Here is a 19913-nt window from a genome sequence, read left to right as displayed (position 1 = left end):
GGCACCATGCGTCACCCCGCCCCGCTTCCCGCGGCCTTGCCTGACGGCCCCTTCACCGCCGCGCAGGCGAGGGCCGCCGGCATCGACCGCAACCGGCTGCGTCGCTCCGACGTCGAACGCCTCGCCCGGGGCCTCTACCGCCGGCGTGAGGCCGCCCCGGCCGCCGTCGAGCGCCCCCGTGGCCGGCTCCTCCCCCTACCGGTGGAGCACCCCGCTCTCGGCCACCCAACGCAAGCTGCTGCTGCGACTCGCCCGGCACCGCGCCACCACGGTGGTGTCGCACCAGACCGCGGCCCGCGCCCGGGAGATCTGGCTGCCGGAGCGACTGGACGCGAAGGACGACGTCCACGTGAGCCGCCCGCGAGACCGTGGCCGCCTCGCCCTCCCCGGCGTCACCTCCCACCGGACGGCGCTCCCGCCCGCGGACGTGGAGCACGTGCGGATCGGCGGCCTGGCCTGGTGCGTCACCGCCCCGCCCCGTCTCTGGGTCGACCTCGCGGCCCTGCTCGACGACGACGAGCTCGTCATCCTCGGCGACCATCTCGTCCGCCGGGCGCAGCTGTCCGGCGGCCCGGACGCCGCCGAGCGGACCCGGGCGGCCCTGGCCCAGGCGGCCGAAGCGAGCCCGTCCGCGCACAACCGACGACGACGGCTCCGCACCGCCGCCACACTGGTCCGGGTGGGGGCGCACTCGCCGAAGGAGACGCGGCTCCGGCTCGCGCTGACGGCCGTCGGGCTCCCCGAGCCCGCACTGCAGCTCGAGGCCTGGGACCCGGAGTTCTCCCTACACCACCCCGCGACGGCGGACCTGGGCTATCGGCAGGCGAGAGTGGCCCTGCACTACGACGGCGGCCACCACGGCGCGGATCGCCAGATCGACCTTGACGTGCAGCGCAACGCCGCCTTCGAGCGACGGGGCTACCGGAACATCACCGTGTCCTCCTCCGACGCTCGCCGCGGATTCACGCGCGTGATCGTGGAGGTGCGCCGTCACCTCGGGGACGCCGGCGACCTGTCACGCAAGGAGTCGGAATGGGGCGTGAATGGCACCTCAGAGCGACCTCTCACGTGACAGGTCGGCCACGCCGGGCCACGCCGGGCCCCCGGTCAGCTGTACACGTGCGGGGCGAGCGTGCCCACAAAGTCCAGGTTGCGGTACTTCTCCGCGTAGTCCAGGCCGTAGCCCACCACGAACTCGTTGGGGATGTCCCGCCCGACGTACTTCACGTCGATGTCCACCTTCATGGCCTCCGGCTTGCGCAGCAGGGTGCAGATCTCGACCGAGGCCGGGCCGCGGGACTCCAGGTTGGCCTTGAGCCAGGACAGGGTCAGACCGGAGTCGATGATGTCCTCGACGATCAGGACGTGCCGGCCCGTGAGGTCCGCGTCGAGGTCCTTGAGGATGCGCACCACACCGGAGGACTTGGTGCCGGAGCCGTAGGAGGAGACCGCCATGAAGTCCAGCTCCACGTGGGAGTGCAGGGCGCGGGTGAGGTCGGCGACCACCATCACCGCGCCCTTGAGCACGGCGACGATGAGCAGGTCCTTGTCCGCGTAGTCGCGGTCGATTTGGCGGGCCAGGTCCGTGATCGTGCCCTGCACGTCCTCGCGGGACATGAGGACGTGGCTGAGGTCGTTCTGGACATCCTGTGCGTCCATGCGCCGCTCCTGGTGAGTGCTCGTGCGGGAATGCCGGGCCGGGCCGCAGTCAGGGACCGGGAAGGCAGGGGATGAGGTCCAGTCTGGCACACGCCCGATGCGCGGCCACCCCGCCGGGCAGCTCCACCGGGCCGGCCGACGTGCCCCCCGCGCGGGCGCCCGTCACGAGGGCGTCCACCGCGAGGATCCGTTCGCGGGGCGGGGCCTGCCCTCCCGCGGCGCGGGCGGCGCGCGCGATCACGCGGTGGCGCACGGCGGCGGGCAGCGCGGCCAGGGACTCCAGGTCCAGGGAGACGACGCGCGGGTCCCCGGCGGGCGGGTCGACGCGCAGCCGGGTGACCTCGTCGCCGGCCCATGCGTCGAGGGCCGCGGCGTCCTCGGCCGCGATGGCCGCGGTGCGCACCAGCCCGGCCCGCACGCCGGGGCCGAGGCCGGCGTCGGGGTCCTCGAGCGCGGGCAGCACGCGGGTGCGGACCCGCGAGCGCAGCAGCGCGGGATCGCGGTTGTGCGGGTCCTCGAACCAGGTCAGCCCGGCCCAGCGGCAGATCGCCTCGGTGTCCGCGCGGCCCAGGCCCAGCAGCGGGCGGACGACGGCGGCCCCGCCCGGCAGCGTCCCGCGCGCCGGGATCCCCGCGAGGGACCGCGTGCCGGACCCGCGTGCGAGCCCGAGGAGGACCTGCTCCGCCTGGTCGTCGGCGGTGTGGGCGGTGAGGACGACGGCGCCCCCTGGCCTCGCGTCTCGGGCGGCGGCGAGGGCCTCCCGGCGGGCACGCCGGGCGTCGGCCTCGGGGCCGTCGCCGGTGCGGGCCACCTCGACCCGCGTGACGGTGACCGGGGCCAGACCGAGGATGCGGGCGACGTCGGCGGCGGCCGCCGCCACCGCGTCGCTGCCCGACTGCAGCCCGTGGTCCACCACGGCCGCGCCGATCGGGCCGAGCCGCGCACCCTCCCGGGTGCCCACCAGGACGGCGCAGGCCACGGCGAGCGCTAGGGAGTCGGCGCCACCGGAGAGGGCGACGAGGCCGCGGGGGCGACTCCCCGCCCGGCCCGGCACGACATCCGCGCGACGGGGCCCGTCGCCCGCCAGGGCCTCCCGCACCGCCGCGACGGCCCGGTGCAGGGGCTCGGGCCAGCGGGTGCGCGGCGGCCACGCGCCGACCGCGGGCAGGCCGCCGGCCCCGCCCGCCGGCGTCGGCCCCGGGTCCCGCGCCTCAGGCCTGGGCACGGATGCGCGCCACCCACGTCTCGGGGGCGTGGAGCTCGGCCTCGCTCGGCAGCAGCTCGGGGGCGTCCCAGACCACGTTGAACCCGGCCATGCCGAGCTCGGCCACGGCGGCGGCCACGAACCTCTGACCGTCGCGATACTGGGCCATCTTGGCGTCCATGCCCAGCAGGCGGCGGAGCATGCGGTCCAGGGGCGAGCGGCGGTCGCCGCGCTCGTCGAAGCGGCGGCGGATGGTCTTGACGGAGGACACGACGGAGGAGTCGACGCCGTCCATCACCACGTTCGCGTGCCCCTCGAGCAGGGACATCACGGCCGTCAGCCGGGACAGGCGCTCCCGGTCCTCCTCGTCCTGGATCGCACCGAGCAGGCCCGGCGTGGGGCGGGCCGGGGCCGCGTCCTGCGCGTCGTGTCCGTCCCGCGCCCCAGTCCGGCCGGCGTCGGCCTCCCGACCCAGCGGGTTCGCCGCCGCGAGCGCCGTGCGCAGGCGCTCGGGCAGGGACTCGGCCTTGTCGAACAGGCCGACGGTGAGCGCCGTGATCTCGGCCCGCAGGTGCTCGCGCAGCCAGGGCGCGGCCGCGAACTGCACGCGGTGGGTCTGCTCATGCAGGCACACCCAGAGGCGGAAGTCCGCCGGGTCCACGTTGATCTCCGCGCGGACCTGCGCCACGTTCGGGGCCACGAGCAGCAGGCGTCCGCCGGCGGGGCCGCCCGCCGTCCCCCCGGGGCCGGGCAGCGCGATGAACGGGTCGTACTGGCCGAGGATCCTCCCGGACATCCAGGCGAGGATCCCGCCCATCTCCAGGGCGGTGGCGTGCCGGGTGACGCGGGTGGTGGCGGCGGCGTGCTCGCGGGGCCGGGTGTCCCGCAGATGCGCGAACGTGGGGTCCAGCAGGGTGGCGAAGGACTGGGTGGCGGCGCGCGACCAGGTGGGGCGGTCCACCACGAGCACCTGCGAGTCGCGCAGGTCCCGTGCCGCCTCGAGCCCGGTCAGGCGGTGGACGTGCGGCACGGCGGCCTCCGCGGCGGCGCGCAGGCCCTCCGCCTCGCGCGTCGCCTCCCGCGGCGTGAACCGGGGGCCGGCGGCGGCGAGGGACCGTGCGGTCCGTGCCGCGAAGGCCCAGTCCACCGGGTGGGCGACGGCGGGGCCCGGCTCGGCGGGGGCGCCCGGCTCGGCGTCCGCGGCGGCGCGGGGGCGGTCGGTCGCGTGGTCGTCGCTCATGGCTCCATCAGATCACAGGCCCCGGACCTCGGATCAGAGCCCGGCGACGGCGCTGACGGCCTCGTCGACCGCCGCGCGCGCGGGCTCCAGCTTCCACTGCAGATCCGAGCAGATGATGCTGAACGCGAGGACCCGCCCGGACGTCGTGGTGACGGTGCCGGTGAGGGAGACCGTCTGGTCGAGCGTCCCGGTCTTCGCGGCCACGGCCTGCCGCGCGGGGGCGTCCGGGAAACGGTCGCCCAGGGTGGAGTCCTCGCCGGGCCGCGGCAGACCCTCCAGCACGGTGGCCAGGGCGGGCGTGCGGGCCACCCCGGCCACGACGTCGGCCAGCTGGCCCGCGCTGACCCGGTTGTCCGGGGAGAGTCCGGAGGAGTCCACGAGCGCCATCCCGGCGGTGTCCACGCCGAGGTCCTCGGCGGTGGCCGTCAGCAGCTGCGTGGCGCCCTCGTGGGTGGCGGGCAGCTCGGCGGCGGGCGCGGCCGTGTGGGCCAGGGCCTCGACCACCTGGTTCTCCGAGTGGGCCAGCAGGTACGCGACCTGCTCCCCCACGGGCGCGGACTCCACGACCGCGACGGGGGCGGCGGCGAGGACCGTGGCGCGCGTCACCTCGGTGGCCGGGATCGTGTCCCGCAGACCCACCTCGAGGTCGGCGCCGGCGGCGGCCACCGCGTCGTCGAGCGCGGCCTGGAAGGTGAGCGCGGCGAACTGCGCCGGGGCCTCGATGCGGTCCTCCCCGGTGCCGGGGACCTCACGGCCGCCGTAGGTGGCCAACGGCCGCACCGGCGCGATGTTGCCGCTCTCCGGGATGTCCGACGTCCAGCGCGGGTTCAGGGCCGTGCGGTCCGCGAAGAGCCGCAGGTCCGTGCCGACCACCACCTGCCCGGTGACGCCGTCCTCGACCAGCCCGGCCACGGTCCGCTCCGCGAGGGTGCGCAGGCCCGCGCGGCCGGAGACGTGCGTCGAGTCCGAGGCGCCCGTGCCCAGCAGCACGTCGCCGCCGCCCACGAGCACCAGCTCGGTGGCCGCGCCGTCCGCGGTGGGCTGGGCCACCACGGTGGTCTGCAGGGTCGCCTCGGGACCCAGGGCGGAGACGATGGCCGCGGCGGCGAGCACCTTGAGCGAGGACGCGGGGGCCACGGGCTCGTCCGCGTCCCGCGCGTACAGCACCTCGCCGGTGGACAGGTCGCGGAACTCGGCGGAGACCGTGCCCGGGGACCCTGCCAGCCCCGGCTCGACGGCGGCCGCCACCTCGGCCGCGGTGGGGCCGGTGGACGGGGACGACGACGTCGGCCCGGCGGTCGTCGACGAGGCGGGCGCGCTCGACGGGGCCGGCGGCGCGGTCACGGGCCCGCAGGCGACCAGGACGGCCGCGAGCGCGGCCAGAAGGGCGGCGGGGAGCGAGCGGCTCCGGGGGCGTTCCGTGCGTCGATCCCGACGCCCAGCGCGCCCCGTGTCCACCTGTCCCATGCGTCCATCATGACGGACGCCCCCGGTAGGCTGACGGCAGCACCGCCGGGCGGCGCCGCGCCGCCCGGACACCCCACCCTCTGTGCGAAGGAGAGTCATGGCGCACGACGTCACCATCGAGATCCCCGCGGGCTCCCGCGTGAAGTACGAGTTCGACCACGAGACCGGCCGCCTGCGCCTGGACCGCGTGCTCTTCACCTCCATGCAGTACCCCACGCACTACGGCTACTTCGAGAACACCCTCGGCGAGGACGGCGACCCGCTGGACGCCCTCGTGTACCTGCCGGGCTTCGACCTGGTGCCGGGCTGCGTCGTCGAGGCCCGCCCGGTCGGCGTGTTCAACATGACCGACGACGGCGGCGGCGACGCCAAGCTGCTGTGCGTCCCGGCGGACAAGCGCTACGACCACATCACCGAGCTCGAGCACGTGGAGGAGTCCCTCAAGCAGGAGATCGAGCACTTCTTCACCCGCTACAAGGACCTGGAGCCGGGCAAGTGGGTCAAGGCCGAGGGCTGGGAGGGCCGCGCGGCGGCCGAGGCCGAGCTCGAGGCGTCCATCCAGCGCTTCGACGCCGAGGGCGAGGAGTCCCCGACCGACGAGCCCCAGGGCCGCGAGGTGGACACCGAGGAGGCGCAGCCGGCCACCGAGGAGGGCGAGGAGACGGACGAGCCCCAGGGCCGCTGACCCCCGCACCGCCCACGCGCGCGACGCCGGCCGCTCACCCCTCGGGGTGGGCGGCCGGCGTCGTCTGCGGGCTGGCAGAATCGACGACCATGTTCGTGCTCACCATCAACCAGCGGGACACCCTCGACGCCGGCGACCGCGTGGACACGTTCCTGCGCGCCCTCCAGGACGTGCCGGGGCTGGGCGACGCCGTCGCGCTCCCGTTCCAGCGCGCCGTGGGCGATGAGCTGATCGGCGCCGTCGAGGACCCACGCGTCGCCGTGGACGTGGCGCTGCGCGCCCTGCGGCAGCGCCGCTGGAACGTGGGGGTCGGCGTCGGGACGGTGACGCACGCGGACGGTGCGGCGGGCGCGCCCGCCTCCGGGGACCTGCACGACGCCGGCGGGCCCGGTCTCGCGGCGGCGCGGCGGGCCGTGGAGGCGGCGGCCGTGTCCACCGCGCGGATCCCGTTGGCCGTGCGCGGCCGGGACGAGGAGGCGGCCGCCGAGGCCGAGGCCGTGCTGCGACTCGTCGGGCAGCTCGTGTGGTCCCGGACCGACGCCGAGTGGGCCGTGCTGGACCTGCTGGTGCCCGGGGTGCGCGGCCAGCAGAAGCCGGCGGCCGACGCGCTCGGGATCACGGCGCAGGCCGTCTCGCAGGCGGTGCAGCGCTCCTACTGGAACGAGGAGCACGCCTGCCGCCCCGCCGCCGCGCGCCTGCTCACGCTGGCGGGGGGCTGACCCGGCGGCCCGGGCCGGTCGCGCCGCTCAGACCGCGGCCGGCTCCTCGAGGAGCGAGCGCAGCACCGTGGCGAGCCCGTGCTCGTCCACGTGCCCGGTGACCTCGTCCGCGGCGGCCACGACCTCCTCCACGGCCTGGCCCATGGCCACGCCGCGGCCGGCCCAGCGGAGCATCTCGATGTCGTTGCGGCCGTCGCCCACGGCCACGGTGTCCTCGGGGGCCACCTTCAGCACGGTGCGCAGCGCCTCGAGCCCGGACGCCTTGGTCACGCCCGCCGCGGCGACGTCGAGCCACGCCGTCCAGCCCACGGAGTAGGTCACGCCGGACAGGCCGATGCCCTCCACCGCGCGGCCGAACTCCTCGGCGGAGGAGTCCGTGGAGAACACCACGAGGCGCACGGCCGTGGTGTCCATGAGCTCCTCGAACGTGACGCCCTCCGCGGCCACGCCGAAGGACATGTCCTGGAACCGCTCGGTGGAGCGGAAGGTGCCGTCCGGCAGCTCGAGCGCGTACTTGGCGCTGGGCAGGCGGTGGCGCAGCTGGGTCAGGACCGAGCGCGGGTCGAAGGTGCGCAGGTCCGTGACCTCGTAGCCCTCCTCCAGCTCGGGGTCCAGGCGCAGCGTGACCCCGCCGTTGGAGCACACCATGTAGCCGGCACCGATCCCCAGGGAGCGCGCCACGGGCAGGGTGGCCCCGCGGGAGCGGCCCGTCGCGATGACCACGTGGTGCCCGGCGTCCAGCACGGCCCGCACGGCCGCGCGCACGGGCTCATGCAGATGGCCGTCATGGTCCACGATCGTTCCGTCCACGTCCAGGCACACGAGCTTCTTCGTCATGGCCCCCACCCAACCACACGGCCCGGACACGACGGCGACGTGCGGGTGAACGGCGGGGGCGCCGCGGGGCAGGCGGGCGAGGCGGCCGGCGCCGCCGGGGGACGACGTCGTCCGCTCAGACCAGCTCGAAGCGCTCCATCCCGCCGAGGTAGGGGCGCAGCGCGGCGGGCACGGTGACCGAGCCGTCCGCGTTCTGGTGGTTCTCCAGGATCGCCACGATCCAGCGGGTGGTGGCCAGGGTGCCGTTCAGCGTGGCCACCATGCGGGTCCCGCCCTTGGAGCCGTCCTCCGTGCGGACCCGCTCGCGGATGTTGAGACGGCGGGCCTGGAACGTGGTGCAGTTCGAGGTGGACGTCAGCTCGCGATAGGTGCCCTGCGTGGGGACCCAGGCCTCGCAGTCGAACTTGCGGGCGGCGGAGAGGCCGAGGTCGCCGGCGGCGATGTCGATCACGCGGTACGGCACCTCGATGGCACCCAGCATCCGCTCCTCCCACGCCAGCAGGCGCTCGTGCTCCGCCTCCGCGTCCTCCTGTGCGGCGTAGATGAACATCTCCAGCTTGTTGAACTGGTGCACGCGGATGATGCCGCGGGTGTCCTTGCCCGCCGAGCCCGCCTCACGCCGGTAGCACGTGGACCAGCCCGCGTACCGGACGGGGGCGGACACGTCCATGATCTCGTCCGCGTGGTAGCCGGCCAGGGCCACCTCGGAGGTGCCCACCAGATACAGGTCGTCGCGCTCCAGACGGTAGATCTCGTCGTCGTGCTCGACGTCGAAGCCGGTGCCCTGCATGGTCTCCGGGCGCACCAGGGTGGGCGGGATGACCGGCACGAAGCCGTTCTCCAGGGCCAGGTCCAGGCCCAGCTGCATCAGGGCGAGCTCGAGTCGCGCGCCCACGCCCCTGAGGAAGCTGAACCGGGCGCCGGACACCTTCGCGCCGCGCTCCATGTCGATCGCCCCGAGCAGCTCGCCGAGCTCGAGGTGGTCGCGCGGCTCGAAGCCCTCGGCGGCGAAGTCGCGCGGGGTGCCGACCTCCTTGAGGACCACGAAGTCGTCCTCGCCGCCGGCCGGGACGCCGTCGACGATCAGGTTCGGGAAGGCGCGCTGCAGCTCCGCGAGGCGGGCCTCGGCGGCGCCGGCGGCCGACTCGGCCTCCTTCACGCGCGCGGCCAGGTCCTTCACCTCGGCCAGCAGGGCCTGCTTCTCCTCGCCCTTCGCCTGGGCGACGCGCTTGCCGAAGGCCTTCTGCTCCGCGCGCAGCTGCTCGAAGCCCGCGATGGACGAGCGGCGGGCCGCGTCCGCCTCGACCACGCGGTCCACGAGGGACGCGTCCTCCCCACGGGCCTCCTGGGAGGCGCGGTACTTCTCGGGCTGCTCGATGAGGTCCTTGACGTCGATCACGTGCGCCAGCCTAGCGGGCGGGGCCGACGCCTAGACTCGGGGCATGACTCCCGAGTGGTGGATGGCGCTGGCCGCCCTGGTGCTCCTGGCCGTGCTGACCGTCGTCGTGGTGGTGCTGGCGGTGCGCCAGGTCCGCCTCGGCGTGCAGCACGAGCGGACGCGTCTCCTGGTGGACGCCCTCGACGCGCGGGTGGGCGGCGTGCAGCGCCGGCTGGAGAAGGTGCCCGGGATCGGCACGGGCCGCCACGAGGTCGCGCTGGTGCTGAACCCCATCAAGACGAACGCGGGCCAGGTGCGGCGCGAGCTCGAGCGGCTCGCGGCGGCGGAGGGCCTCGGCGAGGTGCTCGTGCTCGAGACCCAGGAGGACGACCCCGGCACCGCGATGGCGCGGCAGGCCCTCGACGCCGGCGCCCGGCTCGTGATCGCCGCGGGCGGCGACGGCACGGTCCGCACCGTGGCCGAGCAGCTGGTCGGCACCGACGTCGCCCTCGGCGTGGTGCCGCTGGGCACCGGGAACCTGCTGGCCCGCAACCTGGACCTGCCGATCAACGACGTCGAGCAGTGCCTGCGGATTGCCGTGGGGGGCCGGCAGCGGCGCATCGACACCGTGGACGTCCGCTTCACGCACGAGGACGGGCGCGTCACCCGGCAGACCTTCACCGTGATCGGCGGCGCCGGCTATGACGCGGACATCATGGGCGACACCAAGGACGAGCTGAAGAGCCTGGCCGGCTGGCTGGCCTACAGCGAGGCCGGCATGCGGCACCTGCGCGGCAAGCGGCACGAGGTGACCGTGGCCCTCGACGGCAGTCTGCCCCGCCGGTTCAAGGTGCGCACCGTGATGGTGGCCAACTGCGGGATGCTCACGGGCGGCGTCGAGCTGCTGCCCCAGGCCAAGCTCGACGACGGCCTCCTCGACGTCATGGTCCTCTCGCCCCGGCACGCGCTCGACTGGGCGCGGATCGCCGTGAAGACCGTGACCCGGTCCCGCAGCTCCATCCCCGTGATGCACACGGAGCAGGCGCAGCGCGTGAAGGTGGAGTTCGCCGAGCCGATGCCCTCTCAGCTCGACGGCGACGCCACCGGGGTCATCACCGCCCTCGACGCCCGCGTGCAGCCGGACTCGCTCGTCGTGATGCTCGTGGCCGAGGACGACGCCTCCGTCCGCGCCGACGGGGTCTCCGCCGCCACCCCCGTCCCGGAACCGGCCCCGCACATCTGATCCCCCGTCCCCGCTTTCGTTCGGGAAACGGCGGCTTCCCCACCGCTTTCGTTGACGAAACGGACGCCTCATCCACCGCTTTCGTTGACGAAACGGACGCCGGGGCGGCGCGCGGGCGGGAAGTACGACGACGGCCCGTCGTCGTCGTGGTGATCGTCCCGTGTCGGCAACGAAAGTGGCCCCAGGGCCTCCCGTTTCGTCAACGAAAGTCCCTCGGGGCCCGCCGTTTCCCGAACGAAAGTGGCCCTGGGGCCGCCGTTTCCCGAACGAAAGTGACCCCCGGGCCTCAGCGGGAGCGGAGGGACTCCACCCAGGCGCGGCCGGAGCGATACGCGGCATCGGTGAACTCGGCCGGCACCCTCGTGGGCACGGGCTCGGCCTGCGCGTACGAGCCCAGGAACCGCAGGTCGGGGTACTCCCGGTACAGGGCCGCGAGCGCATCACCCACGCGGGCCTCCGCCAGGTGCCCCTCGAGGTCGAGGGAGAAGAAGTACCGCCCGATCCCCTCGCCGGTCGGCCGGGACTCGATGCGGGAGAGGTTCACCCCGCGCGTGGTGAACTCGGCCAGGATCTGTCCGAGGGCGCCGGGCCGGTCCTCCGGCAGCGGCACCACCAGCGTGGTCTTGTCCGCTCCCGTGGGCGCGGGCAGGGCCGTCGGCCGGGAGAGCAGCACGAAGCGCGTCACGGCGCCCGGCACGTCCTCGATCCGCTCGGCGAGCACCGGCAGTCCGGTCTGCTCGGCCACGAGCGGGGCGCACACGGCGGCGTCGAAGTCGCCCTGGGCCACGAGGCCGGCCCCGGCCGCCGTCGACGGGGCGGGCGTGAAATCCACCCCCGGCAGCGCCGTCTCGGCCCAGCCGCGCACCTGCGCCCAGGCGTGGGGGTGCGTGGTCACGCGCCGCACGTCCTCGATCGCGACGCCGGGCCGGCCCACGAGCACGAAGCTGATGGGCACGTGCACCTCCGCGAGGATCTGCAGCGTCTCCCCGAGGGCGATCTCGTCCACGGTGGCGGAGACGCCGCCCTCCACCGAGTTCTCGATGGGGACGACGGCGCGGTCCACCTCCCCCCTGCGCAGCGCCGCCACGGCGCTCAGCACGGACCCCGCAGACACGAACTCGGCCTCGGCCGGGTCCGCCACCTTGCGCAGGGCGGCCTCGGTGAAGGTGCCGGCCGGGCCGAGGAAGGCGTAGCGCAGGCGCGACGGTGTCGCGTCAGCGGAGCCCGTCCCCGTCACTTGACGGTGGGCTCGGCGTCGCCGTCGGCCTCCATCGGCTTGCCGGCCTCGAGCCACGCGCCGGAGCCGCCGGCCACGTTGATGGCCGAGTAGCCGCGGCCGGTCATGAACTCGGCGGCGCGGGCGGAGCGGCCGCCGGTGCGGCAGATCAGGTAGTAGTCCGTGTCCGGGTCCAGCTCCTCGAGCCGGTCCGGCAGCTGGCCCAGCGGGATGTGCTGGGCGCCGGCGGCGCGGCCCAGGGCCCATTCGTCGTCCTCGCGGACGTCCAGGATGGTTGCATCGGCGGGGATCTCGTTCACATCGACGGTCTCGAAGGCGCTCATGGCTTCAGCGTAGCCACCCGCCCGGACGTCCCAGGAAGGCCCCGCCGTCCATGACCCGGCCCACGCCCGTTAGGCTCGGCCGCATGCAGACCTCCGACGCCGCACCCGCCGCCGACGACGACCGCACCCCCTCGGCCCCCGGCCCGGCCCGGCTCCTGGACCGCTCGGCCGTGCGCCTGCGGGAGGATCTCGCCGCCGGGGAGCTGAGCGCCCGGGAGGTCACGGAGGCGGCCCTCGCCGCGGCCCAGGCCCACGCGGACCTCGGCGCGTTCGCCCTCCTCGACGCCGAGGGGGCCCGGACCCGTGCGGCCGAGCTGGACGCGGCCCACCCGCGCGTCGCGCCCCGGGCCGTGCCCGGTCCGCGCACCTCCCCCGCCCCGGACGACGACGGCGCCCCCGCCTCCCTGCACGGCCTTCCGCTGGCGTACAAGGACCTGATCGACGTGCGCGGGATGCCCACGCGGTTCGGCTCCGCCCTGCTGGCCGACGCGCCGCCGGCCGCGCAGGACGACCCGCTCGCGCTCCGCCTGCGCGCGGCCGGCACGGTCACCCTCGGCAAGACGACCGTGCCCGAGTTCGGCCTGGACTCCTACTCGGAGAACCTCGTCACGGCGCCGGCCCGCAACCCCCTGGACCCCACCCGCACCGCGGGAGGCTCCTCGGGTGGGGCCGCGGTCGCCGTCGCCGCGGGGATCCTGCCGTTCGCCCCGGGCTCGGACGGGGGCGGGTCCATCCGCATCCCCGCCGCGGCGTGCGGGCTCGTGGGCCTCAAGCCCGGTCGCGGGGAGCTGCCGATGGACGAGCACGCGGACACGGTCCGCAACCTCACGGTGTCGGGTCCGCTGGCCCACACGGTCGAGGACGCCGCCCTGCTCTACGACGTGATGCTCACCCCCGAGGGCCTGCCCGGCCGGGTGCTGCCGGACCTGCGCCGCACCGTGGAGACCGCCCGGGCCGGGGACGCCGTCGACGCCCGCCGGATCGGCGTCACCACGGCCTCGCCGTTCGCCCCCGACCTGGAGATCTCCCTGGCCCGGCCCGCCCTCACCGCCCTGACGAAGGCCGCCGCCGCCCTGGACGCGGGCGGCCACGCGGTCGAGGACCTCTCCCCCTACTACGGCGAGGACTACCACCGGGACTTCCGCACGGTGTGGACCGCCGGGCTGCTCCGGGCGCCGCTGCCGGAGGACGCCGAGGCGCACGTGGGCGCGGTGGCCGCGCACTTCCTGCGCACGGCCCGGGCCGCAGGGCGCGCCGAGCTCGACGACGCCGCCCACCGGCTCGAGGAGTGGGCGCGCGGGGTGCGGGCGCAGTTCGCCGCCGTCGACGTGGTGATGACCCCGGTGCTGGCCACCGCGCCCCCGCCGGTCGGCCACTTCCTGGCGATGGAGCCCGAGGCCAACTACGAGGCGCAGTGCGCGTTCACGCCCTACACCTCGATGGTCAACGTGCTCGGCCTGCCCGCGGTCGCGGTGCCCGTGCTCCGGGACGAGCGGGGCCTGAACTGGTCCGTCCAGCTCATCGGCCGGCCCGGCACGTCCGCGCCCCTGCTCGCCCTGGCCGCGCACCTCGAGCTGCTGCTGGCCGGCTGAGCCGGCCGGTCAGGTCGAGGTGTAGTCGCCCAGGGAGATCCCGGCGATCACCAGGATCACGAGGAACACGACGGCGAGCAGCAGCAGGGCGAGGGACACGTAGTTCATCACGAGGCCGGCGATCGCCATGCCGCGGCCGTGGGGCTCGCGCTTGAGGCCGATGTGGCCGAGGACCACGCCCACGATCGGCGGGAGGAGGAACGTGAACCCGCCCACCACGGAGATGATGCCGAGGATCATGGACGCCACCGAGCGGCCGACGCCGTCGGTCTGGCCGGGCTGCAGCGGGGCTCCGAAGCCGTGGCCGGGCGTGCCCTGCCCGTAGCCGTAGGCGGGGACGGTGTTCGCGTCCTGGCCGTAGCCGTACGGCTGCCCGTAGGCGGGGCGGGTCTGCCCCTCCTGCTCGGCGTACGAGGGGGCCCGGTCCCAGGCGGCGCGGTCGGCGTCGCCGGCCGGGGCGTCGGGCCAGCCGGCGGCGGAGGAGCCGGTGCCGGAGGAGCCCGCACCGGCCTCGGACCCGTACCAGCTCGGCCGGGCGGCCTCACGGCGCGGGTCGTGGGAGGCGTGGGGGTCGGTCATGACGGTCCTTCCGGTTCGGGGCGTCGCGGTCCGGTGCCGAGTCTAGGCGGTGCCCCCGGACCCGGCCCGGCCCCGCACCCCTGCTCCCCGGCCGGCCTCACCCGGGCCGGCCCACCGCCTTGAGGTACCCGGAGAACCCGCCGGGGGTCCGCCCCTCCAGGCGGGACGAGGTGAGCACGCGGGTGGTGTCGGTGGCGATCACGCGCACCCGGCGGCCCTCACCACCGTCGCGCTCCCCCGCCAGGGCCCGCACGGCCTCGGCCAGGCCGACGTCCTCGTGCTCGGCCACCGGCGGGAACCCGCCCACGGCCTCGTACAGCGACCACGGCAGTCCCAGGTTCGCCCCGTGCACGTGCGGGTGCCCCTCCTCGTGCCGGTAGCCGCGGAGCCAGGCCTGCCGCAGCGGCCCCTGGCGCACGTCCACCGTGCCCAGCACGAGCACCTCGTCGCGGCCGGCGGCCACGGTCTGCGCCAGCAGCCAGTCGGCGGGGACGCGGCTGTCCGCGTCGGTGGAGGCGAGCCAGAGGCGTTCGGCGGGCACGTCGGGGAACAGCGCGCGGGCCCGGCGGGCGCCCTCGACGCGGGCCCGCCCGACGCCGGCCTGCCCGGCGGTCGGCTCCCCCAGTTCGAGGACGTGGATGCGCGGGTCGGCGGCGCGGGCCTCGAGGGCGGCGGCCACCGTGGCGTCGTCGCAGCGGTCTGCGGCGACCACGACCGCGGCCGTGCCCTGCGCGTGGTGCTCCTCCCAACGGTCCAGGGCGGCGGTGAGGGCCGCGAGCGCGGCCGGCAGCCGCTCCTGTTCGTCCTTGGCGGGCACCACGACGACGGCGTGGGTCGCGGCGGCGGCCCGCACATGGAGGCTGAGCCGGAAGTCGTCCTCTACGAGCTCGGTGCGCAGCCGCCAGCGCGGGTCGGCGGCGACACGCGCGTGCACGGCATCCCCGTCCAGTGGCCAGCCCTCGATGGGGTGGCGCCAGTGGCACAGCAGCAGCTCGCCGCCGGGGGCGAGCGCGGCGTCGGCGTCGTCGATCAGCGCGTCGAGCTCCTCGGGCTGCAGGAAGTAGCCGATCTCGGAGGCGATCACGAGGTCCGCGCCGGCGACGTCGGCCGGCCAGTCCGCGGGCAGCACGGCACGGCGCACCTCGGCGTGCGGCGCGTCGGCCAGCCGGGCGGCGGCGCGATCCACAGCGATGTCGGAGGCTTCGAGGCCGACCACGCGGTCCGCGCGCGCGGCCACGTCCGCGGTGAGCACGCCGATGGACGCGCCCGCCTCCACCACGGTCCCGTAGCGGGGCCGGGGCAGGGCGGCGAGGGTGAGCGCCCGCTTGCGGGCCTCGTACGGCGAGCTGAGGTAGCGCCACGGGTCCTCCTGGGCCCGGTAGAGCCGGTCGAAGACGGCGGCGGCCCGGTGGGCGTCGGCGTCGTCGGGGCCGGAGACGCGGTGGGCCTCGAACGGGCGCTCGTGGTGGGCGAGCACGGCGGGGCCGAGGATCGCCTCGTCGCCGGGCGCGGCGGAGAGGGGCCGGACCTGGGAGGCGTGCGCGTCGAGGGCGGCGCGGCGGGCGGCACGGTCGTCCTCGGTGAGCGGCAGCCGTCGGTAGCGGCGGGCGGGCAGGTCGGCCGGGTCGGCCCAGTGCCAGAACCAGATGGGGAAGGCGTAGAGCGGCAGGTCGCACTCGCCCGCGACCGCGCCGACGGCCCGGCCCACGGCCTCGTGGTCCGCGTGGCCGTCGCCCGGGTCGTGGGAGGCGAGCACGGCGGGACCGGGGTGGGCGTCGAGGGCCGCGGCGACGGCGTCGCGCACGGCGTCCTCGTGCTCGGCCACGCCGGAGTCGGGCAGGGCCAGGGACGCCCACGTCAGCCGGTCCCGCGCCGGGGTGCCGGGGCCCGCGGAGGCGGGCAGGCCGGCGGCGAGGGCGTCGAGGGCGTGCTCCATCTCGTCCCGGCGCAGCCGGACCAGGTCCGCGGGCGTGTGCGTGGGCGAATGCGGGTGGGAAGCCTCGCCGGCGGTGGCGACCAGCACGTGCACGCGTGCCCCGCCGCGCAGGGCGGAGCGGATCAGGCCGGTGGCGGCGAGGGTCTCGTCGTCCGGGTGGGCCACGGCCACGAGCAGCAGCGTCTCCGCGTCCCAGACGGGCAGGCGCAGCTCCGGCAGATCGCCGACGCCGCCCTCGGCCCAGGCGGCCTCGGACGTGCCGTCGTCGGTGTGGGAGAAGCTCACCACGTCCAGCCGCCGTCGGTCTCGCCGGTCAGGAGTGCGGCGCCCAGCCGGGCGTCGTCGCGGTGTCCGTGGTGCTGGCGCAGGTAGACCTGCAGGTCGGCGACGGCGCGGGCGTGCGCGGCGCTGCCGGTGAGCGGGCCGGGGCCGGTGGCCTGCCCGACGACGTCCATCACCTCGGTGCACAGCTGCGCCACGGTGCCGCGGATCCGGTCGGCCTCGACCATGCCGCGGCCGTGGTCCAGGCGGCCGGCGTCCACGTCGTCGGCGGCACGGGCGAGCAGGGCGGCCATCGCGTGGAGCAGCCGGTCGACGCGGCCCAGCGCGGCCTGGCCGATCTGGTCGGGGCCCGGTCCGCGGCCCTCGGCCTGGGCGGCCGCGCGGGCCGCGGTGGCGTTCCGCAGGGTGCGGGCGATGCCGACGGCGCCGCCGAACCACACCGCCGCCACGCCGATGCCGCCCCACGCGAAGCCGGGCCGGCGCAGGTACCACTCGGCGCCGCCGACGGCGCTGCCGGGGACGGCGTCGAAGGCCAGGCCCACCGTGCGGATCGGGGCGAGGCCGAGCGCGGGCCAGGCCGAGTCGGTCTCGGCGACGCCGGGGTGGGACAGGTCCACGAGCACGGCACGGCGGGTGCCGTCCGCCTCCCGGCCGGTCACGACGGCGGCCGCGCACCGGTCCGCGAGCGAGCACCAGGGCTTCTCGCCGTCGAGCAGCCAGGCGGTGTCGGGGCCGTCCGAGGCGGGGCGCAGGGCCGGGGTGCGGCCGCCGGACTCGGAGGCGTAGACGCCGAGCAGCCCGGCCGGGGCGGGGACGCCGGCCTGGGACAGGATCGAGAGCGCGTCCAGATGGGGCTCGAGCACCCGGGCGGCCGAGAGGTCCTGCGCGGCGACGGAGGCGAGCAGCTCCCACTGCTCGCGGGTGCGCCCCGCGCCGGTCAGCGGCAGGTCGAGCGGTGCGGCGTCCTCGCCGGACGGGGCACCGGAAGCCGCACGGAGCAGCTCGACCATCGCGTCGACGTCGCCGTCGCAGGCCTCGGCGGCCGTGAGGAGGGCCTGCTCGGCCGGGCGGTCCACGGCTCCACCCGGGACGAGGCGGACGGGCTCGGGTTGGGCCATGGGTGGGGACCTCCTCGTCGACGGCGCCCGGGCCGGTGCGCCCCGGGGTCGAGGATTCACCGTAGTCAGCACGGGCACGGCGGGGAATGGCCGGTGCGCCGGGGGCGAAGCGGCCCGCCCTTTCTTGACATGTTCCAGAGAACCGGCTGGGATCGACTGGCATGGAGACCACGACGCGGGACGAGGATGAGCGCACGCTGCTGCGCGGCGTCGGCCTGCGCGTGACCCGGCCCCGCCTGGCGGTGCTGACCGCCCTCGCCGACCACCCCCACGCGGACGCGTCCACCGTGCTGGCCGCCGTCCGTCGGGCCCTGCCCGGCACCTCGCACCAGGCCGTCTACGACTGCCTCCACGCGCTCACCGAGGCCGGGCTCGTGCGCTCCCTGCAGCCCGCCGGCTCCCCGGCCCGCTACGAGATCTGCACGGGCGACAACCACCACCACCTGGTGTGCCGCGGCTGCGGCACGGTCGTGGATGTGCCGTGCCGCACCGGCTCCGCCCCGTGCCTCGACGCCCCCGAGGACCACGGCTTCGCGGTCGACGAGGCCGAGGTCTATTACTGGGGGCTGTGCGCCGGCTGCCGGGAGTGACCGTCGGCGTCGTCCCGCTGGGCCGCGCGTCTTCCCCCGTCCGCCCGCCCGTGCCAAGGTGTGGCACATGACCGAGAACACCGCCGCCCTGCCCGCCGCCGAGCGTCCCGGCACCCCCGCCCTGCCGCAGGACCTGATCGACGTCGACGCCCTCCTGGAGGCGTACCGCACCGGTCACCCGGACCCGACGGACCCGGCGCAGAAGGTCGTGTTCGGCACCTCCGGCCACCGCGGCTCCGCGTTCACGACCTCGTTCAACGACGACCACATCGCCGCCATCACGCAGGCCGTGGTCGAGTACCGCGCGCACCACGGGATCACGGGGCCGGTCCTCGTCGGCAAGGACACGCACGCCCTGTCCGGGCCCGCGCAGGACACCGCCGTCGAGGTGCTGCTCGGCAACGACGTCGAGGTGCTCGTCGACTCCCGCGGCGGCTACACGCCCACCCCCGCCGTGTCCCACGCGATCCTGCACCTGAACGCCGGGCGCGAGCTGTCGCCGTCGGGCTTCGCGGTGGACGGGGACAACGCCGGCCTCGTGGACGGCCTCGTGATCACCCCCTCGCACAACCCGCCCGCGGACGGCGGCTTCAAGTACAACCCGCCCCACGGCGGCCCCGCGGACACCGAGGCGACCACGTGGATCGCCGACCGCGCCAACGAGCTGCTCGCCGGCGGGCTGGCGGGCGTGCACCGGGTGGCGGGCGCCGACGTCGCCGGCCACGCGAAGCTGGGCGGCTTCGACTTCCTGGACCGGTACGTGTCCGATCTGCCGCAGGTGATCGACGTGGAGGCGATCCGCGAGGCGGGCGTGCGCATCGGCGCCGACCCCATGGGTGGGGCGTCCGTGGCGTACTGGGGCGAGATCGCCGACCGCCACGGGCTGGATCTGACCGTGGTGAACCCCGAGGTCGACCCGCGGTTCGGGTTCATGACCCTGGACTGGGACGGCAGGATCCGCATGGACTGCTCGTCGCCGAACGCGATGGCCTCGTTGATCGAGCGGATGACCCCGGACGCGGACGGGCAGGTGCCCTTCGACGTTGCCACCGGCAACGACGCCGACGCGGACCGGCACGGGATCGTCACCCCCGACGGCGGGCTGATGAACCCGAACCACTACCTCGCCGTGGCCATCGACTACCTCTACCGCCACCGCGACCAGTGGCCCCAGAGCGCGGGCGTGGGCAAGACCCTGGTGAGCTCCTCGATGATCGACCGCGTGGCCGGGGACCTGGGCCGCGAGCTCGTGGAGGTGCCGGTGGGCTTCAAGTGGTTCGTGCCGGGCCTGCTGACGGGCACCGGCGTGTTCGGCGGCGAGGAGTCCGCGGGCGCGTCCTTCGTGCAGTTCGACGGCAGCCCGTGGTCCACGGACAAGGACGGGCTGCTGCTGTGCCTGCTGGCCGCGGAGATCATCGCCGTGACGGGCCAGTCCCCGTCCGAGCGGTACCGCGACCTCGTGGCCCTGCACGGCGACCCGGCGTACGCGCGCATCGACGCCCCCGCGACCGCCGAGCAGAAGGCCAAGCTGAAGACCCTCTCCCCCGACGACGTCCCCGTGACCGAGCTGGCCGGTGAGACCATCCTCGCGACGCTGACCAACGCCCCGGGCAACGACGCCCCGATCGGCGGGCTCAAGGTGGTCACGCAGCACGCGTGGTTCGCGGCGCGGCCCTCCGGCACCGAGGACGTCTACAAGATCTACGCGGAGTCCTTCCGCGGCCCCGAGCACCTGAAGCAGGTGCAGGCGGAGGCGCAGAAGCTGGTGGACGCGGTCATCGGCTGACCCCCCCCCGCCCGCTTTCGTTCGGGAAACGGCGGCGT

Annotated in this window: 18 protein-coding genes; 7 read left to right on the top strand and 11 right to left on the bottom strand. The window is 75.7% G+C overall.

Annotated features, from left to right (window positions below):
* The first annotated feature begins 178 nt into the window (after positions 1 to 178).
* Positions 179 to 1072: a hypothetical protein gene (locus AC0VX4_RS00340; protein WP_400268912.1), complete on the top strand. Its 894-nt coding sequence runs from the start codon at positions 179 to 181 to the stop codon at positions 1070 to 1072.
* Positions 1073 to 1107: 35 nt separating this feature from the next.
* On the opposite strand, the gene hpt is transcribed toward AC0VX4_RS00340, so the two are convergent.
* From hpt to dacB, 4 genes are read right to left on the bottom strand one after another with little or no spacing between them, the layout of a single operon-like run.
* Positions 1108 to 1659 carry a hypoxanthine phosphoribosyltransferase gene (hpt, locus tag AC0VX4_RS00335; RefSeq protein WP_044659872.1) on the bottom strand — a complete coding sequence of 184 codons (552 nt, stop codon included), beginning with the start codon at positions 1657 to 1659 and terminating at the stop codon, positions 1108 to 1110.
* A gap of 49 nt (positions 1660 to 1708) precedes the next feature.
* The gene (gene tilS / locus AC0VX4_RS00330; protein WP_475464444.1) at positions 1709 to 2884 is read right to left on the bottom strand and encodes a tRNA lysidine(34) synthetase TilS; all 1176 of its coding nucleotides are present in this window, start codon (positions 2882 to 2884) and stop codon (positions 1709 to 1711) included.
* Positions 2871 to 4103, bottom strand: coding sequence for a zinc-dependent metalloprotease (locus AC0VX4_RS00325; RefSeq protein ID WP_098093876.1), 1233 nt, complete (start codon positions 4101 to 4103; stop codon positions 2871 to 2873). Before AC0VX4_RS00325 ends, tilS begins: the two co-directional genes overlap by 14 nt.
* Before the next feature lie 33 nt (positions 4104 to 4136).
* The gene (gene dacB, locus AC0VX4_RS00320) at positions 4137 to 5447 is read right to left on the bottom strand and encodes a D-alanyl-D-alanine carboxypeptidase/D-alanyl-D-alanine endopeptidase (protein WP_475464443.1); all 1311 of its coding nucleotides are present in this window, start codon (positions 5445 to 5447) and stop codon (positions 4137 to 4139) included.
* A 220-nt stretch (positions 5448 to 5667) separates the two neighbouring features.
* Here dacB and AC0VX4_RS00315 point away from each other — a divergent pair, with 220 nt between their 5' ends.
* Positions 5668 to 6255: an inorganic diphosphatase gene (locus tag AC0VX4_RS00315; protein WP_222958778.1), complete on the top strand. Its 588-nt coding sequence runs from the start codon at positions 5668 to 5670 to the stop codon at positions 6253 to 6255.
* Positions 6256 to 6344: 89 nt separating this feature from the next.
* Complete coding sequence (locus tag AC0VX4_RS00310; protein WP_206396697.1) at positions 6345 to 6974, top strand: hypothetical protein; 630 nt, start codon at positions 6345 to 6347, stop codon at positions 6972 to 6974.
* A gap of 27 nt (positions 6975 to 7001) precedes the next feature.
* Here AC0VX4_RS00310 and AC0VX4_RS00305 read toward each other — a convergent pair whose 3' ends face one another.
* Both AC0VX4_RS00305 and serS read right to left on the bottom strand, forming a co-directional pair.
* Complete coding sequence (locus tag AC0VX4_RS00305) at positions 7002 to 7811, bottom strand: HAD family hydrolase (protein ID WP_002858256.1); 810 nt, start codon at positions 7809 to 7811, stop codon at positions 7002 to 7004.
* Positions 7812 to 7926: 115 nt separating this feature from the next.
* Complete coding sequence (gene serS / locus AC0VX4_RS00300; protein ID WP_475464442.1) at positions 7927 to 9210, bottom strand: serine--tRNA ligase; 1284 nt, start codon at positions 9208 to 9210, stop codon at positions 7927 to 7929.
* A 43-nt stretch (positions 9211 to 9253) separates the two neighbouring features.
* On the opposite strand from serS, the gene AC0VX4_RS00295 reads away from it, so the two are divergent.
* On the top strand, positions 9254 to 10432 hold the full coding sequence (locus AC0VX4_RS00295) for a diacylglycerol/lipid kinase family protein (protein WP_475464441.1): 1179 nt from the start codon (positions 9254 to 9256) through the stop codon (positions 10430 to 10432).
* 286 nt (positions 10433 to 10718) lie between these two features.
* Here the strand turns inward: AC0VX4_RS00295 and pheA are convergent, their stop codons facing one another.
* Together pheA and AC0VX4_RS00285 are read right to left on the bottom strand one after the other, a co-directional pair.
* Positions 10719 to 11669, bottom strand: coding sequence for a prephenate dehydratase (gene pheA / locus AC0VX4_RS00290; RefSeq protein ID WP_010079683.1), 951 nt, complete (start codon positions 11667 to 11669; stop codon positions 10719 to 10721).
* Positions 11666 to 11992, bottom strand: coding sequence for a rhodanese-like domain-containing protein (locus AC0VX4_RS00285; RefSeq protein ID WP_002858251.1), 327 nt, complete (start codon positions 11990 to 11992; stop codon positions 11666 to 11668). The genes pheA and AC0VX4_RS00285 overlap by 4 nt, the downstream gene beginning before the upstream one ends.
* Before the next feature lie 83 nt (positions 11993 to 12075).
* Between AC0VX4_RS00285 and AC0VX4_RS00280 the strand changes: the two genes are divergently transcribed.
* Positions 12076 to 13584 (top strand): amidase, encoded by a 1509-nt coding sequence (locus tag AC0VX4_RS00280; protein ID WP_475464440.1) that lies wholly within the window; start codon positions 12076 to 12078, stop codon positions 13582 to 13584.
* 9 nt (positions 13585 to 13593) lie between these two features.
* On the opposite strand, the gene AC0VX4_RS00275 is transcribed toward AC0VX4_RS00280, so the two are convergent.
* The 3 genes from AC0VX4_RS00275 to AC0VX4_RS00265 form a co-directional block, all read right to left on the bottom strand.
* Positions 13594 to 14163: a DUF4190 domain-containing protein gene (locus AC0VX4_RS00275; protein WP_010079686.1), complete on the bottom strand. Its 570-nt coding sequence runs from the start codon at positions 14161 to 14163 to the stop codon at positions 13594 to 13596.
* 97 nt (positions 14164 to 14260) lie between these two features.
* Positions 14261 to 16384, bottom strand: a complete 2124-nt coding sequence (locus tag AC0VX4_RS00270; RefSeq protein WP_475464439.1) for a PIG-L family deacetylase — start codon at positions 16382 to 16384, stop codon at positions 14261 to 14263.
* Positions 16381 to 17499, bottom strand: a complete 1119-nt coding sequence (locus tag AC0VX4_RS00265) for an acyl-CoA dehydrogenase family protein (protein WP_144824986.1) — start codon at positions 17497 to 17499, stop codon at positions 16381 to 16383. The genes AC0VX4_RS00270 and AC0VX4_RS00265 overlap by 4 nt, the downstream gene beginning before the upstream one ends.
* A 161-nt stretch (positions 17500 to 17660) precedes the next feature.
* Here AC0VX4_RS00265 and AC0VX4_RS00260 point away from each other — a divergent pair, with 161 nt between their 5' ends.
* Positions 17661 to 18089: a Fur family transcriptional regulator gene (locus AC0VX4_RS00260; protein WP_002858246.1), complete on the top strand. Its 429-nt coding sequence runs from the start codon at positions 17661 to 17663 to the stop codon at positions 18087 to 18089.
* Between the two features lie 67 nt (positions 18090 to 18156).
* Positions 18157 to 19875, top strand: a complete 1719-nt coding sequence (gene pgm / locus AC0VX4_RS00255) for a phosphoglucomutase (alpha-D-glucose-1,6-bisphosphate-dependent) (RefSeq protein ID WP_475464438.1) — start codon at positions 18157 to 18159, stop codon at positions 19873 to 19875.
* Positions 19876 to 19913 lie beyond the last annotated feature (38 nt).

It is taken from the genome of Micrococcus sp. 63XJN7_8_ISO-PGPR-S23-253 (genome assembly GCF_056173425.1).
The sequence above is the reverse complement of the archived record's forward strand: the minus strand, read 5'-3'. Positions and strand labels throughout refer to the sequence as shown.